Here is a 16,837-nt window from a genome sequence, read left to right as displayed (position 1 = left end):
TTACCTATCTAAAAGCTTTCTTTTTAAAAAATCGGCCGTTGCTTCGCTCACTTTTAAACCGTTAGAAAATTTCATCCAATGGTGTGTATCATCCGGAATAGAAAGAAACTCAAACTCGAACTTTTTATCTTCAAATCGTTTGGCTAAATCGACACTTTGGTTAAAGGCAACATTTCTATCATCATCAGCATGGATAATTAAAGTTGGCGAAGTCCAGGTTTTGATGTAAGTAACTGGCGAAGATTCTGCTGCTATTTTAGCTGCTAAAGCTGCGTCTGGAGCTGGTTCTTTTGCTTCTGAATTATTACTACTAAAGCGATTATTAACGCCATGAATATCAACTCCCGCAGCAAAAAGTTTAGAATCTTTACCTAATGCTAGAGCAACTAAATAACCACCGTAAGAGCCTCCATAAATACCTATTTTATCGCGATTAATATTTGGTTGTACAGCTAGCCATTCTCCAGCCGCTTTTATATCCTGATATTCTGAAGCGCCTTGTGCTCCGGCGTTTAGTGGTTTATGAAAATCGAAGCCGTAGCCCAACCCTAAACGGTAGTTTACAGAAAGTACCGTGAAACCCAATTCAACTAAATATTGATTCAAGGCGTAATCAATAGAATAATAATCCATCGGATTCCAACCTAAAAACATTTGCCTTTGCGGACCGCCATGAACGTAAACGATTGCTGGATGTTTCTTCGTATTGTTTTTTGGCGAAAATAGTTGTCCATAAACTGTTTTTCCATCCGCAGCCTTAAAGCTTACATGCTTCGGCATAACCATATCCTTAATTGGAAAATCCTTCGGAATCAAATCCTCACCAATTAAATTGATTTGTTTATCATTTAAAATTGCAGGCAATAATGGTCTTTCTGCAGTTGAACTTAAACAAAAAACAGCATTACCATCACCAGAAATTGCAGGATATGATTCTATACCAGAGCCCGAACTTAAAGGTTTCATGTCTGGTTTATCAACAGAAACTCTGTAAATATGTCTGCGGTCTAGGTCATCTGCATTTACACCTGTGTTTGATGCAAAAACTAAGGTTTTTCTATCGTTACTTAATTCTACATTTTCCACTACAAAGTTTCCCGGCGTTAAAAGAATCCTGTTTGAACCATCGATATCCATTGAATAAAGATGAGGCCAACCATCTTCGTATGATGCAGAAATAATTTTATCATTTGCCCATAACAAATTTGTACCACCATCAATTGAAGGATACGAACCCCTTATGGTTTCGGGTGCTTTCCATATTTGTTTACCTTTGTCTGTTTTTAAATCGGCAACCCAAATTGCCCAAGGCTGGTGTTTTTTTGTTAGGATTGAATCCGTAGACCCTCCGCTTCCAGGTGTACGCACAAAAGCTAATTTACTTCCATCGGGCGACCAAACTGGTGAAGCATCTTTAGAAAAAGAAGGTTGTACCCATCTTATTGGTATTTTAGTATTTGTATAGATACCAATAAATGAGTGGTCAACTCTGTTAGAAACGAAAGCAATCATTTTTCCATCTGGCGACCATTTGTAACCTGATTGGATTCCTTTCATATTAATTATAACTTTTGTAGGAGCAGAAGCATCAAGCGGTGCAGCTAATAATTGACCAGACTTTGAAAATACCATTTGATTTTCGGTTGGAGAAATTACAGGATTATCGCCTTCGCCAATTAAATTGATTTTGCCACCAGAAAAAGGAACTGAATAAACCTCAACCTTTGGCATTATTGGTAAGCTTGCAGCATTAACCGGACCGCCATCTCTTCCACCATGATCTCCGCCACGAACAAACACTACCCATTTCCCGTCAGAAGAAATGGCCAAGCTGGTTAACTCTTGTCCATCATCTTCTTTAAAATCGGTGATTTTTACTGCTTTATAAGTTGGAGCTTCGGCAACATAAATATTCCTTTTCCCTTGTTCGTTAGTAGCCCACGCAATTTTAGAACCTGTTGGTGCAGCAACCAATTGGTCTGGAAATGGATAACTTAAAACCGATTGAAGATTAAATTTTTGAGCATACAACTGAACACATAAAAGTATCAGAACCAAAACCAGACTTAATTTTTTCATTATCTAAATTTCAAATAAATTATAAAAAAAAGCCCTAACCGATAAACGGAAAGGGCTTAGAACGTGCTTTTTTATAAAATTGTTACTGATCCCACCATAATTTAGTAGTTCTAGGAACTTCTGTTGGAACGTTCGCACCATTTTTACTTTTCTCTCCTTGAGGATAATCGTTTCTACGGATATAATCAGGCAAGGTAACGTTTACCGGAAGTGTAAAATCTTTGTACTTGTAATCATATCTCCTTGCATCATTCCATGCCTCAGGATTTAAATATGTTGCAACATATTTTTCCTTGAAGATTAAATCTTTGGTGAAAGCGGCAACACCAACTGCAACACGAGAATCAGCCAAATACGTGGCTTTATCAGCCGCAGCAACCTGAAATTTATCCATATTAGCAGAAATTGCAGCTAAGTATGCATTATAAGATCTGGTTTTGTCTGTTGTAAAAGCAGCTTCAGCTTCGATGAATTTCATTTCAGCATAGGTTGCAATAAAGATTGGAGAAGTTGCACTTGTCCATGTTGAATTCACTGAAATATAACATTCATCTTTAAGTGTATTTGCACCAGGCAACCTGTTTCCGGCACCATTTACAGTTCCAATATAAACGTTATTAATAGTTCTATCTGTTATTTTAGCAATTCTTGGATCAAACAGACCATAAGTAGTTCCGTTTAAATGATCTATCAATTGTTCTGATAACCATCCACCAAGAGATTGTGAAGCATTACTTATAGCCACACTTGCCCAGAAATTTCTAACACTGAATGTTGACATTTGAGCGTCTTCTGCATTAGAAGCAAAAGAACTACTAACCGCCGCTAAAACCGCAGTTGGATTGTAAGTTGATGTTTTACTTACTTTATTTAACAATCTGGCCTTTAAAGCATAAGCAAATTTTAACCAGTTTGCTCTTTCATTTGCACCAGTAGTACCATAAATAAAGTCGCTTGTTGCTGCTAACTTTACTGTAGCAGTGGTTTTTGCCAATTCTACAATCGCTTCATCAATCAAAGCCATTGTTTGGTTGTAAACTTCTTGCGATGTATCGTATTTAGGTGTAAAGTTTGTAATGTCGAAAGCTTGAGAAAATGGTGCGCCGCCCCACATATCATTTACCATTATTAGGTTATATGCGATTAAAACATTAGCAACACCTTTGTATTCGCTTGAGCCTTGTGCAACTGCCATCTTTTTCATTTCATTGGCATCTGCCATTGCAAAATAAAGTGCATCCCAGGTTCCACTAAAATCTATTGCCTGATAAGTATCACCTGCACCCGCAGCAGCAGGGTTTGCAGTATATTGAACGTATGGTGCAATTGCACTGGCAACATTGTAATTATTAACACCAGCTTTAGCTGATGATGTAGCAAGTAGCGACGCTAAAGTTGGCGTTGTTACTTGATTTGGGTTCTTAGCAACATCATCAAAATAGCTGTCTTTGCAGCCTTGAAAGGTAACACTAACCGCCAAAGCTGATAACACTGTATATTTTAAAATCTTTTTCATCGTTATCAAATTAAAAACCAACGTTTAGAGAAAACATAATTGTGCGTGCTGTTGGATAAGTAAATCCGGCAGAACCATCGTTATTGCTTGAAGCATCATAAGAGCTTGATTCTGGATCAACACCGTAATATTTAGTCCATAACCATAAGTTATTGCCTGTAACACCAACTGATGCTGTTCTAATTGCTTTTTTAGGTAACCATTTTGTTGGTAAAGCATAATTTAAACTAGCAGAGCGAAGGCGAACCCAAGAGGCATCAGTTACGAATGGCTCAGAAACGTTTCTGTAAAATCTGCGGTAATAACCCTCTCCGTAATCTACACCATCAGGACCAAAGCGCTGACCTAACCAAACTGGTTTTGTATTTGGTGTACCATTAGCAAGTACGCCTTCAAATGTTCTGAAAGATCTTCTATCAGCAGTATAATCTGGTAAACCAAAAGCCGAATAAAAATCTTCAAGCCAGTTGTATTTTTCAAAACCTAAACGGGCATCAAACAATACATTTAAAGTAAATCTTTTGTAAGTGAAATTATTACCCATACCGATAACATAATCTGGTTGAGAATTACCTAGAATTCTTTGCGTACCTCCAGAAATGATTGGGAAACCATCAGCACCTATAAGTAACGGCAAATTTTTATCTAAGAAATTACCATCCTGTGGTTGGCCGCCAGAGTATCTGTTAAAGTATGAACCATAGATATTACCAAAAGACTCACCTTGAACCAATTTCATAGTTACACCTGCATTACCATAACCTCTTGCAGAACCGTAAATAATATCAGTTGGCAAGTAAAGGATTTTATTTCTGTTAGCAGATAAGTTTAAATTAACGCCCCATTTAAAATCCTGTCCATCGATTGGTTTACCATTAATCACCAATTCGACACCACGGTTACGAATATTACCTGCATTGATTGATGTTGTTACATAACCAGTTGCTGATGTAATTTGCGCCCTAACAATTTGATCTTTACTTAATGAATAATAGTAACTAAAATCAAAACCTAAACGACCTTTAAAGAACGACATTTCTAAACCTGTTTCATAGGTATTTGTAAACTCCGGACGAAGGTTTGGATTACCAAGATTTGAAGCTAAAGTTAAACCTGTTGAACCTGTTGGTAAACCAGTATAAGTACCAAAACCTGATGAAGCACCTGCATAAATTGGTGCATCTTTACCAAGTTTAGCATAAGATAATCTCAACTTTGCCTGACTAATAGAAGCTGGCAGTTTGAAATGATCAGAGAAAACATAACTTAAACTTGCTGATGGATAAAAGAAAGATCTATTCTCTTTTGATAAGGTTGAAGTGATATCATTTCTACCGGTTACTGTTAAGAATAAGAAATTTTTATAGTCGAAAGTAGCTTCACCAAAATAACCAATTAATCTTTTCTGCTCAAATCCTTGACTAACTCCAATGATTTTTGCATTTGCAAGATTATAGAAATTGTAAATACTTAATTGACTACCTAATGTTCCAATGTTCTTAATTTTAGAATCATACATCTCCTGTCCTAACCTAACGGTAGCATTTAAATCATTTGCTAATTTTGTAGTTAAGGTTGCAATAAAAGTTCCATTTAAGGTTCTTGATTTAGCATTATATTCACCATAAAAGCCTTGGTCGTTATCATACACTTGCTCTCCCGCAATTCCCATTGGTCCTGGTGCAGTTCGTACTCTATTATCATTATATGTATCTAAACCAAAACGATAAGAGAAGTTTAACCATTTTACGGGTTCATAGGTAAGTGAAGCACCACCAATAAAACGATTCACATCACCTTTTAATTGGTTTGTTGCAGTACCCCAGATAGGATTATTAGTTCCGATATACTTTTGTGTACCGTTTTCATTAATGTAATCAGCAACATCATAACGTGGAGACCAATATGCTAAACCTTCACCAAATCTATCAGCACTGTAAGTGTAGCCACCTGCATTACTAAAGTTCATGTTTACTGCGGCCTTAAATTTAGGACTGATTGTAATATCTGTATTTAATCTTCCTGATAAGTTTTTATAATCGGTATTAGGCATCATACCTTTTTGGTATAATTGAGATACAGAAGAGAAAAATCTAATGGCTTCAGTTCCACCAGCAACAGATACTGAATTTTTAACTTGCTGACCTGTTCCAAAAGCACGGTCATAATTATCATAAAGTTGATCTGGATGCGTTGGATCGATAGCCTTTGCCTCAGCAATTGTTGGTCCCCATGCTGGTCCAATACCACTCGGTGGGTTTGCATAAACACCTAAAACACCTTGTGTATATTCTTTTTGTACAGCTGGTTTTTTTAAAACTTCATCAAAACCATAGCTGCTACTTAAATTAATACTTATACCTCCGGCTTTGCCTCTTTTAGTTGTGATTACAACTACACCATTTGCGCCTCTTAAACCGTATAATGCTGTAGCAGCACCTCCCTTTAAAATGTTAATGGTTTCAATATCATCAGGATTAATATCTGATGCTCTATTACTCACTCCTCTTGCACCATAAGCCGTTCCGCCAGGGTTTGCACCTAAAGATGATGTAGTGTTATCGATTTGAACACCATCAATAACATATAATGGGTCACTTGGTGTATTCGGGTCAATAGAGTTAACTCCTCTAATTCTGATATTTGCACCCTGACCAGGACCACCACCCATGCTAGAAATAGTTGCACCTGCTACCTTTCCCTGCAAAGCATTAATTAAGTTGGGCTGACGGTTGAAGTTCAGATCTTCGCTATTAACTTGTTGAGCTGCATAGCCTAAAGACTTTGCTTGTCTGGTTATACCCAAACCTGTTGATACCGTAACTTCTTGCAGTTCTTGTGCATCTGCAACTAATGTAACGTTTACAGTTGTTCTATCGCCTACGCTAATTTCACGAGTGGTGTATCCAATTGCGTTAATTACAATTGTTGCATTTGTTTGTGGCACTTGTAAAGTAAAGCTTCCATTTCCATCTGTCGAAGTGCCGGTAGAAGTTCCTTTAACTTTTATGCTTGCACCAGGCAAGCCTTGACCATCATCTGAAGAAGTAACTTTTCCGGTAATGGTTTTTACCTGTGCCATGGTTGATAGGCTCGCGAAAAGTACACACAGAAAAAGCAGTGAGGTAAAGATTTTTCTCATATCTCTGTTGTTTAGGTTAATTTTGTTTAGTTAGATGCAATATATGTTTTTTATATGCAAAATCACATATTTAAAGCTAACAAATACTGCAAATTCTCGCAAATTTTATCCTAAAAAACACTAAAACCCGCACCAGTACGCATCCAAATAGACAAAAATCACGCAGAAAGCTTAAAAAAAAATAAAAATCGGCATCATTCTCATAGCAATCATAGTGTATTTTATACACTTATATTAAAACCAAATAAAATCTATAACAAAAAAGCCTTTCTAAAATTTAGAAAGGCTTTGAAATATAATTTTATGGGTTATTTATTTATTGTTGAACACCACCCATTCCACCTTGTTGTTGATCTTGTTTGGTATCATCATTTTTAATTTTTTTCTTCTCTGTAAATTTAAGTTTACCGAAAGAATAACTAAAATTAACTCCAAAAGAACGAAGTGGGTAATAAATATTCTGGCTTTGAAATACCGTTCCTGTTGCAGTAACAGAATTATTCACCGTTTGAATATGTAAATCGCGGGTAAACGGATTTAATGTATTAATACCAATGCTTCCCTTTTTCTTAAGGATTTCTTTTTTCATCGAGGCACCGTAAAATACCATTGCATCAGTTTTTCCTTGATAGGTTCTTCTTGGAGAGTTAACAACTCCAAACAATTCAAAGTTATAACCTTTACCAAAACCATAAGCCGATCTTGCAAAGATGTTATAGTTTAAGAAAGTTCCTGTACTAACGTTAGTTAAAGAGTTATTAACCTCATAAGTATTCAAGCCAACGTTAGACATTAAAGTCCATTTTGGTTTAGGATTGTATGATGCAAAAATATTGGCTCCATAAGTTTGTGCCGTACCCACGTTAATATAAGATGTATAGGTTTTGTTCACACCATTTTCAGAAATTGGCGAAATTGAACTCTCGATTACTCCACCTGTACGACGATAAAAAACAGATGCATTAAGGATAGAACCTTTAATGTAAGTACTGTAACCTAATTCAAAGTTATCACTCAACTCAGGGTTTAACTGTGGATTACCCTGCATAATGTTAAACTGATCACTCTCATTACGGAAAGGATTTAAGTAAGACTGTCCTGGTCTTTGTAAACGGCGGTTATAACTTAATTTTAAAGTAGCATTGCCTTTTAAAGTTTGCGATATAATTGCGCTTGGAAATAAATTCAGGTAATCGTTTTTCTGTAAACCACTATTCTGTGTGTTGAAATCTATTTGAGTGTACTCACCTCTTAAACCACCTTTAAACTTCAATTTTTTAGTCAAGTCGAAACTTATAACACCATAAAGTGAAGCCACATCCTGGTTATATTCAAAATCTTGTGCAGCATTATCAAACTGACTCTTAATATCACGCAAAATAGCTTTAGCACCAATTTCTAACACGGTAGCCTTGCTAAACGGATAAGTGTAATCGGTTTGGAAAGTGTACTCATTATTTTTACCTGTGTTATTACTTATGGTTTGAAATCCGCTAGGAAATGTTGCAGATGTTAAAATATTACTGAAACTTGTTGGTGTTCTTCCAGAAGATAATTGTGAAGAAACTGAAAATTCTTCACCTTCTTTCTTACTGGTTTTTCTATAATCAACATTCCAATCTAAGTTTCTGAATGTCATATCCATATCGCTAATGTTAGTAGCAGGCAAACCATTTATAATGTAGTTTGATTCTCCCGGACCTCCATTAGAAAAACTGTTCATTTTAACAGTTGTACTAAGGTTGTTATAAGCGTTAAAATCGTAATCTAAACCAAAGCTTCCATTATAACCCTGGCGGCTCCATTTAGAAAAACCATCTTGAGATACGCTGTTCAAACTACCATTATTTAACGTAGTTTGGTTTAAAATAACAACTCTTGATTTTTGAGCATATGCTAAGTTTGTACCTAAATTTGTGTTTACACTTAAGCGACCAGTTTTAGCTGTTAAGTTAAACGACCCATTGTTTTGACGTGTTCCTACCGAAGCATTTACAGTACCACTAACTCCTTGTGCGTTTGATTTTTTAGTAATGATGTTGATGATACCACCAGAACCTTCAGCATCATATTTTGCAGATGGACTTGTAATTACTTCAACAGTTTTAATTTGTTCTGCCGGAATCATTTTTAAAGCATCAGCAACACTGCTTGCCATTGTACCAGAAGGTTTTCCGTTAATTAAAACACGAACAGCACCACCACGTAATTGAACGTTACCATTCATATCAACAGATAGCATTGGTACTTTTCTCATTACATCAGTTGCATCGCCGCCAGCATTAGTTCCATCAGCCTCAGCATTGTAAACCATTCTATCAATTTTATTTTCGATAACGGCTTTAGTACCTACAACTTGCACATCGGCTAAATTATTTTCTGTTGATGAAATTACAACATTTCCAAGATTAAAATCGGGTTTTGAAGGCGTTGTAGTTACCAAAACAGTTTTGGTTTTGTAGCCCATAAACCCAATCATTAATTTGTATGCATCTGGTGCAATATTTTGAATGGTTAGTTTTCCTTTTTCATCGGTTACACCACCGTTAACAGATTTTGTTGTTTTTATAGAAATTAATGAGATGGTTGCATAATCAATTGGTTTCTTTGTTAAGGAATCAAGAACTGTAATTGAGACTCTTCCTGTAACTGATGGCTTTGCAGGGCCACCCATTCCGAATTGTGCATTCGCATTAAAAAATATACCAAGGATGAAGGTTAATAATAGAATTCTTTTCATGTATAATAAATAGTATTTGGTAATTAGTCTGCGCAAGTTGCATTTTGTTACAACACATTAGAATACTTTTAATGCAACCGACAGAAATTGGTCGGCAAAGGTGCGACTTTTATCGGTGAAAAATGCTGAAGAACGAAAAATGAATAATTGACAATAATCAAAGTTTAAAAAAAATGGATAACAAACTTTTCGTTCATTATCCATTTCATATTTTTTAGGATTGATTTAGTTCATCATCCGTCTCACATCGTCCATCTTACATCGTGCCTTATCTCGAGGTATTATTTGGTCTGGTATAAACCAATTGCATCACGTTAATATTGCGCATTGTAAAAGCAGCTTCGCAATAGTTTAAATAATAATTCCACTTGCGGATAAAAGTTTCATCAAAACCTAAATCCTTAACTTTATCTAAGTGCTTATTAAATTCTATAAACCAAAGATGAAGTGTTTTCGCATAATCTAAACCCATATCTTTCAAATCGACTAAAGTTAAATCTCCGGTATTATTGATGGCTTTATTTATTGCCGATACAGATGGCAACAAAGAACCTGGGAAAATATGTTTCTGAATCCAATCTACACCATTACGCAATTTTTCGTAACGGCTATCTGGTGAAGTAATAACCTGAAAGGCGAAAATTCCATCAGGTTTTAAAAGTGCTTGGCATCTTTCAAAATAAGTTTCCAAATATTGATGTCCGACAGCCTCTAACATTTCAATAGAAACGATTTTATCAAACGTTCCTTCAATTTTTCTGTAATCCTGAATAATTATTGAAACTTTATTTTCTAAACCTTCTGCCTTAACACGTTCCATAGCAAGTTTTTGTTGCTCTTTAGAAATTGTTACAGAAGTTACCTTGCAACCATAGTTTTTAGCTAAAAATATAGCGTTTCCGCCCCAACCGCTGCCAATTTCCAAAACATGATCTGACGACTTAACCTTTAATTGCTTAGCTAACCTATCATATTTTTCATATTGCGAATCTTCCAGACTTAAATCTTCACTTGTGAAATAACCACTTGAATAAGTCATGGTTTTATCTAAGAAAGTTGCAAAAAAATCATTATTCAAATCGTAATGCTCAGAAATATTTTTTTGAGAACCCGCTAAGGTATTTGCTCTGCGTATATGCGTTAACTTATTTACAATTTTGAACAAATTAAGCGCCAGGGATTTTACCTTACTTCCGGTAACCGATGGCGCATTCTCAATATTTAATAGCACCCACTTAATTACATTTGTTATATTCGAAGTATCCCATAAACCAGAAGTATAACCTTCACCAAAACCTATATCTCCATATAATGCAATTGATTTAAAAAAATCTGGATGATTAACCTGGATGTTTGCTTCAATATTATTTTCGCCGTTTCCAAAAACCAAAACCTCTCCATTTGGCAAAGTGAGTTCCAACTTTCCTAAAGTCATTTTTGAAAGCGCATTAAGTACTATTTTATCAAAAAAGCTTTGCGATGTTCTGGTTGCAGTTAAGGTATTCATAATCAATAGAGCGAATTATTTTATGGTTTATATGGCTTATATACGTTACGTTGTAGTTCAGGGTTTTCGGCTTTTGGATGAAAAGGTATTTTTTTTATCCAAAGTTTAAATGCCTGCCAATGTATCATACCCATTATTTGCAATGGAATTAACGGTATTGACAGAAAACTTTTTAACATATTTCTATTTGACAAGGTTTTTCTTTCACCAATTAATGTACTGATAAAAAACTTATTACCCTGTTTATCGATGTCGTCTATTTTAATTTCCAACTTTTCCTTCGGGATTTTCAGACTAAAATCAAACGAATCATCATGGTCTATAAATGGTGAAACATAAAAGTATTTTGTTGTTAATTTTTTAAAGGTTTCGCCTTGTAATTCTTCTTTTCCGAAGAAAAAAAGCTTCATTTCGCGGTAAGTGTTGCTGATTTCAGCCACGCAACAAATAGGATCTTCCTTTTCATCAAAGCAGAAATAAAAAGAGACAGGATTAAAATTATAGCCTAAAACATTAAGGTTTGTAAGCAATTTAATTTTCAATTTCGTTCCATCTACGCCATATCCTTTCAAATAATCTTCTACATGCTGACGATTATTTTTCGTTGTATCTGGTTTATCTTTCGGTAATTGTAAATGCTCAGCATCTCTAAAAGAAAACAGATTAAACCTGTTCCTGCTAAACCAAAGAAGTTTTTTAGTTAAATCATCAATTTCATCTAAATCAATATAAAACATATATACATTGTACCAAAAAGAATGCTTTTTTGGTGCCAAGCGATGGTGCATGACCTTTGCTGTATATATTGATGATTTAAAAGACATTTCTTATTACAATTTACAAAATTTATTTTATCCGTCGGCTGAAGCACGACGGCAATGAATTTGAGTTTCCGTCATTTCGAATGGAGCGCAGCGAAACTGAGAAATCTTTGAATCTAAAAACCACTTCCAAAGATTTCTCCACTACGGTCGAAATGACGGCAAGAGACTAAAGCCCATTACACAAATCAACCGCACTCTTATACGCATCTTCATGGAAACCATATTTAAAATAGCTACCACAATAATAAATCGGACCCGTTTCGTTTAATTTAGCTAAGCGTTCTTGCGCTTGCATAGCCGGAACATCAAACAAAGGATGATGGTAATCGATTTCTTTAACAATCTTTTCAGGATTCAAAGTTTCGGTTGGGTTAATAGAAACAAAGTAATTTGTTTTCTTAGAAACACCTTGCAAGCTATTCATCCAATAAATTGTACTTGGCAAAAGTTTATCACCTTGTTTTTCTACACGATAATTCCAACTGCTCCAGGCTAATTTCGCTTCAGGCATTTGCTTTTCATCAATATGAACTACAGCTTTATTCAGTTGGTATTTGAATTTGGAAAGTAATTCAGTTTCTAGTGGAGTTTTATCTTGTACAATTTCAAAAGTTTGGTCGGCATGGCTTGCCATAATTACTTTATCAAACTCAAATTGCTCTCCTTTTGAATTTTCTACCTTAACTTTACCGTTTTCTAATCTTTTAACGGAAACAATTTTATTGTTGATTTTAATTCTATCTCGGAAAGGTGCAATCAGTTTTTCGCGGTAAGCCTGACTTCCGTTTTGCAAAGTGTACCATTGATGTTGCGTGTCTAAACCTAAAAAACCATGATTTTTAAAAAAGCGAATCAAAGTTACCGCCGGAAAATCTAAAATCTGCTCCATTGGCGCACTCCAAACCGCAGCACTCATCGGGATAAGATATTGCCAAAGCATATCATCACTGTAGCCAAATTCCTTAAAAAATTTGCCGATTGAGTAATCCTGATATTCTGGCTTATCTAAAATTTCTACACTTTGTTTGTTGAAACGGTTAATTTGCATCAACATTTTTAAATAAGAAATATTAAAAATATTCTTCCGCTGAGCGAATAAATGATTTAAACTCGAACCGCTATATTCTAACTTTTTAGGCAAAAACTGAACACTAAACGACATATCAGTTTTGATAACAGGCGCTTCAATCTCAGCAAATATCTCTGTTAAATTTGGATAAGTTTCATAGTTAAAAACCATAAAACCGGTATCTAAATAAATTGGTTTTCCATCTTCTTCAAGTGTAATCGTATTGGTATGACCACCAATATAATCAGCCTCTTCAAAAACGGTAATATCGTATTTATGTTGCAGTTTATGAGCACAACCCATACCTGCTATTCCTGAGCCAATAATGGCTAATTTCTGCATTTTCTTGAATTAAATTGAGTGTTTCACTTTGGTCTTTCAGCTTTTTACCTTAAGCTCTTTTTTCGAACAAATAATGACAAACCATCCACTCGTTCCCTTTATTGTAGTTAAATAATTCTGCACAGCTCATGTAAAACAAACGCCAGTAAACCCACCATTTCACAGCCTGATCCTTACCATAAGTCTGCTCAAAAATTGGCATAATCTCTTTTTTATGCTTATCCATGTTGCTTAACCATGCTTCAGATGTTTTGCCATAATTTGTACCGTTAACAACCCAATGTTTATCGATTTTTAAATCATCATTAAAGTAGAAAAATAAATGGTTCGATGGCATAATTCCGCCAGTAAAGAAATATTTACTCATCCAATCGGTTTCATCAATTACCTCAAACTTATACGCTAAAGTTTTATGCGTAAAGATGTGCACGAACAATTTTCCATCGAGTTTTAAGAAACCAGCAACCTTATTTAATAAAAATTTATAGTTACGCATGTGTTCAAACATTTCTACAGAAACAATTCTATCGAAAGTATCAGCAATTGTAAACGTATTCATATCGGCAGTTAAAACTGTAAGGTTTTGAATGCCGCGTTGCTTTGCTGTCTCATCAATAAAAATCTTTTGCGTAGCAGAGTTAGAAACAACCGTGAATGTACTATTAGGATATTTCGCTGCCATAAATAACGATAACGAACCCCAACCGCAACCTAATTCCAACACATTTTGCCCGTTTTGTAAATCCGCTCTTTTACAAGTCAAAGCCAACATATCATCTTCTGATGTATCGATATCCTTAACTCCAGGTTTCCAATAACCACTGCTATATTTAAGGTTTTTGCCCAAACAATATTGGAAAAACTGAGTCGGTAATTCGTAATGTTGCTCGTTGGCTTCGACAGTATTTACAGCAATAGGCGATTGCTGTAACTCAGCAACCAAATCCATAAATTTCTCTTGCTGCAATTCTTCATTGCCTAAAGTTTCATCATCTAAGCGTTGCTTGCAAAGTTTTCTAATGCCTAATCTTAAGGCCGTATCAGGAAGTTTATCGTTTTCTAAAAGTTTATCGTACCACATTTGAGTTGTAATTTATATGTTAAAAGCTATAGGTTTGGGTGCAAAATCAGGCTATGAAGTTTTAGACTTGTAACCCGCAACATGCAACCTTTAACTCCTTTTCCTCCACGGAAAAAAGGAAGAAGTTGTTTCTTGATATTTTTTATAAGCCTCGGGTTTGCTTCTTAGGTTTTGCTCCTCGTTATTAGGCACGCCTGTTACTTTGGTTAATAAGTATAAAATAATAGCTGGACTAATGATGGCTAAAATTCCCCATGGAGAAGCCAAAGCAAAAACAAAATATGCCATCCAAGTTAACCATTCGAAAAAGTAATTTGGGTGGCGGCTGTAGTACCACAAACCAGTATCGCAAACTTTTCCTTTGTTTTTTGGGTCTTTTTTAAACGCAGCAAGCTGTCTGTCGGCTATCATTTCACCAAAAAAGGCGATAATCCATACTCCAACCCCCACAAATTCCCATATCGATAGTTCATTTGATGTGTTTGCAGTAATTATAAAAAAAGGGATGGCCAATAATACATTCGAAATGGCCTGAAACTGGAAAAACCAAAAGAAATTCCTGTCGGCTTTTTCGCCCCATTCTTTTCGTAATTGTTGGTATCGCCCTTCTTCTTCATCTAAATGGCTAATAACTCGTTGCCAAAGATGCAAACCTAAGCGCAATTCGGCCAGAAGAAACATTCCACAAATTAATATTTTTCGGGTTTCAAATCCTTCAGATAAAAAGAAAGTAATGAGGGTAATTACAGGAAAATTCAGTGCCCAAAAAACATCAACAACACCTGCATTTTTGATTTTCTTTGCCCAAAGCCAAACCGAAAACATAATGGTACAACAGGCAATTAAGGAAATTAGCGCAATAAAAAGTAGATGTGCAATTTGAGATGGCATAAGGTTTAAGGTAAAAAGGTAAAGGCCAAAAGCCATTTCGCATAACTGAAACCCTAGCAAGACACCCTACACCATTAACCTCAAACCCTAAGCCTTACTAAGTAATTCTTTAACACCCTCGCCAGGTTTTAGTTTGAACAAGTAAACCAAAACATAAGCTAAAGTTGCTATGCTACCTAAACATACGAACAAAATAGTAATAGAGATTTTAAGAATAATATTTTTTTCTTTATAAAACATCCACAAAGTAATGATGAAAATATTAGCATAAAAGTCCCAAAGGGTTGCACGCATCCACGGAATGCTGCCGAGAAAATCCCATTGCTCAAACAGATTACTTTCTAGAGAAGTGGCAATAACTTTATAGCACATAAAAACGAATAGTGCCGAAAAAATAATTTTTAGAAAATTTATCATAATGGGATGTTTTAAAATTATTTGAAAAGCAAGGTTCTGTTTCAATCGGTTCCGAAAGCCCCGCAATTCGCTTTACTTCGTTACACTTCGTGCTCGCTTCTGTCGGGTTTATTTTAAAAAAAACTGTGCAAGAAACGGAATAGCGATTCCTGCGTTCAATTCTAACTCTGATAGTCTATACTTGTCATTTATGCATATTTACCTAACAATAAGGATTTTATTCGCAATTTGAATTTCCACCTGACTAAGCCAAAGCACTATTTCTCCGTTCTACTTTTAACCGGCCTAACAAATTTTTGGGGACGTGCTGTCAAAGCTCAAGTAGAAACTTTAAAACAAAAATTTTCAGCCGGCAATTTTGTTTCTTTTGTTGTCAAAAGAAAAAAGCCTGTCTGGCCAAGACAAAAATAAGAAATTAGTCCTTCGACAAACTCAGGATGACAAATTTAAACTTTCCTAATCTTAATAATCTTCATCCAATGTAAAACCTTCATAACCGGATAAGTTGGGTCGAACTCCCACCATTTAGTTGCAAAATTCGGACTATTAGGTTTTTTGTGGTGATTGTTTTGAAACAACTCTCCCATTAATAGAAAATCCCAAGGTAAAGAGTTTTTACTATGGTCATCATTATCGTGGTTTGAATAACCATATTTATGGCCACACCAGTTTACAATTGCACCATGTAATGGACCCATCAAAAAGTGGATTGGCAACAAAAGAAACATCCACCAATAATTGGCAAACATTATATAAAAACCAATGTAAAATAACCCACAACCAATTCTCCAAAACCAGGAATCACCAATTCTATCAACCAAAGGCCATTCAGGGTAATTACCTTGAAAAGCAGGTTCTGGCTGTATTTTGAAATGTAAATAATTCATATACATATTCTTTGTGGCAATCATCATTCCAAAAACATCCTTAAAGAAATGTGGCGAATGTGGGTCTTTTTCTGTATCGCTGTACGCATGATGCATACGATGCAATATGGCGTAAGCTCTTGGATTTAAGAAAGATGAACCCTGAGAAATTAGCAAAACCAGATAGAAAAACTTCTCCCAAAAAGGTTCCATCTTGAACATTTTGTGCGATGAATAACGATGAAGGAAAAAGGTTTGGCTGAATAGAGATAAAAACCAGTGGCAAAGAAAAAATATTAGAATAATCATTTATTGTGTGTATGCTGTATAAACGAATTTTTGAACGCTTTAGTTTTATACAGC

General features: G+C 35.3%; 11 protein-coding genes. All 11 read right to left on the bottom strand.

Annotation, left to right across the window (positions count from 1 at the left end; all coding sequences use genetic code 11):
- The gene (locus tag ACO05K_RS00845) at positions 1-2,079 is read right to left on the bottom strand and encodes a S9 family peptidase (RefSeq protein WP_421942578.1); all 2,079 of its coding nucleotides are present in this window, start codon (positions 2,077-2,079) and stop codon (positions 1-3) included.
- An 82-nt stretch (positions 2,080-2,161) separates the two neighbouring features.
- On the bottom strand, positions 2,162-3,595 hold the full coding sequence (locus tag ACO05K_RS00840) for a SusD/RagB family nutrient-binding outer membrane lipoprotein (protein WP_421942577.1): 1,434 nt from the start codon (positions 3,593-3,595) through the stop codon (positions 2,162-2,164).
- Positions 3,596-3,605: 10 nt separating this feature from the next.
- Complete coding sequence (locus tag ACO05K_RS00835; RefSeq protein WP_421942576.1) at positions 3,606-6,677, bottom strand: SusC/RagA family TonB-linked outer membrane protein; 3,072 nt, start codon at positions 6,675-6,677, stop codon at positions 3,606-3,608.
- Between the two features lie 376 nt (positions 6,678-7,053).
- Entirely contained in the window at positions 7,054-9,477 is a 2,424-nt protein-coding gene (locus ACO05K_RS00830) for a TonB-dependent receptor domain-containing protein (protein ID WP_421942575.1), read from the bottom strand.
- 268 nt (positions 9,478-9,745) lie between these two features.
- On the bottom strand, positions 9,746-10,984 hold the full coding sequence (locus ACO05K_RS00825; RefSeq protein ID WP_421942574.1) for a class I SAM-dependent methyltransferase: 1,239 nt from the start codon (positions 10,982-10,984) through the stop codon (positions 9,746-9,748).
- A 20-nt stretch (positions 10,985-11,004) separates the two neighbouring features.
- Positions 11,005-11,808: a DUF1365 domain-containing protein gene (locus ACO05K_RS00820; RefSeq protein ID WP_421942573.1), complete on the bottom strand. Its 804-nt coding sequence runs from the start codon at positions 11,806-11,808 to the stop codon at positions 11,005-11,007.
- A 166-nt stretch (positions 11,809-11,974) separates the two neighbouring features.
- Positions 11,975-13,219, bottom strand: a complete 1,245-nt coding sequence (locus tag ACO05K_RS00815; RefSeq protein WP_421942572.1) for an NAD(P)/FAD-dependent oxidoreductase — start codon at positions 13,217-13,219, stop codon at positions 11,975-11,977.
- A 49-nt stretch (positions 13,220-13,268) separates the two neighbouring features.
- Entirely contained in the window at positions 13,269-14,300 is a 1,032-nt protein-coding gene (locus ACO05K_RS00810) for an SAM-dependent methyltransferase (protein ID WP_421942571.1), read from the bottom strand.
- Between the two features lie 90 nt (positions 14,301-14,390).
- A complete protein-coding gene (locus tag ACO05K_RS00805) occupies positions 14,391-15,191 on the bottom strand; it encodes a DUF1295 domain-containing protein (RefSeq protein ID WP_421942570.1) in 801 nt (266 codons plus the stop codon).
- Between the two features lie 87 nt (positions 15,192-15,278).
- On the bottom strand, positions 15,279-15,608 hold the full coding sequence (locus ACO05K_RS00800) for a DUF1475 family protein (protein ID WP_421942569.1): 330 nt from the start codon (positions 15,606-15,608) through the stop codon (positions 15,279-15,281).
- Between the two features lie 446 nt (positions 15,609-16,054).
- The gene (locus ACO05K_RS00795) at positions 16,055-16,783 is read right to left on the bottom strand and encodes an acyl-CoA desaturase (protein ID WP_421942568.1); all 729 of its coding nucleotides are present in this window, start codon (positions 16,781-16,783) and stop codon (positions 16,055-16,057) included.
- Positions 16,784-16,837 lie beyond the last annotated feature (54 nt).

The sequence above is a fragment of the Pedobacter sp. genome (assembly GCF_965227205.1).
In the GTDB taxonomy this organism is placed as follows: domain Bacteria; phylum Bacteroidota; class Bacteroidia; order Sphingobacteriales; family Sphingobacteriaceae; genus Pedobacter.
The sequence above is the reverse complement of the archived record's forward strand: the minus strand, read 5'-3'. Positions and strand labels throughout refer to the sequence as shown.

Coding starts and splice junctions, on each gene's coding strand:
- ACO05K_RS00830 (WP_421942575.1), bottom strand. CDS start 9,477: ATGAAAAGAATTCTATTATTAACCTTCATCCTTGGTATATTTTTTAAT.
- ACO05K_RS00835 (WP_421942576.1), bottom strand. CDS start 6,677: ATGGCACAGGTAAAAACCATTACCGGAAAAGTTACTTCTTCAGATGAT.
- ACO05K_RS00840 (WP_421942577.1), bottom strand. CDS start 3,595: ATGAAAAAGATTTTAAAATATACAGTGTTATCAGCTTTGGCGGTTAGT.
- ACO05K_RS00845 (WP_421942578.1), bottom strand. CDS start 2,079: ATGAAAAAATTAAGTCTGGTTTTGGTTCTGATACTTTTATGTGTTCAG.
- ACO05K_RS00815 (WP_421942572.1), bottom strand. CDS start 13,219: ATGCAGAAATTAGCCATTATTGGCTCAGGAATAGCAGGTATGGGTTGT.
- ACO05K_RS00810 (WP_421942571.1), bottom strand. CDS start 14,300: ATGTGGTACGATAAACTTTTAGAAAACGATAAACTTCCTGATACGGCC.
- ACO05K_RS00820 (WP_421942573.1), bottom strand. CDS start 11,808: ATGTCTTTTAAATCATCAATATATACAGCAAAGGTCATGCACCATCGC.
- ACO05K_RS00825 (WP_421942574.1), bottom strand. CDS start 10,984: ATGAATACCTTAACTGCAACCAGAACATCGCAAAGCTTTTTTGATAAA.
- ACO05K_RS00805 (WP_421942570.1), bottom strand. CDS start 15,191: ATGCCATCTCAAATTGCACATCTACTTTTTATTGCGCTAATTTCCTTA.
- ACO05K_RS00800 (WP_421942569.1), bottom strand. CDS start 15,608: ATGATAAATTTTCTAAAAATTATTTTTTCGGCACTATTCGTTTTTATG.
- ACO05K_RS00795 (WP_421942568.1), bottom strand. CDS start 16,783: ATGATTATTCTAATATTTTTTCTTTGCCACTGGTTTTTATCTCTATTC.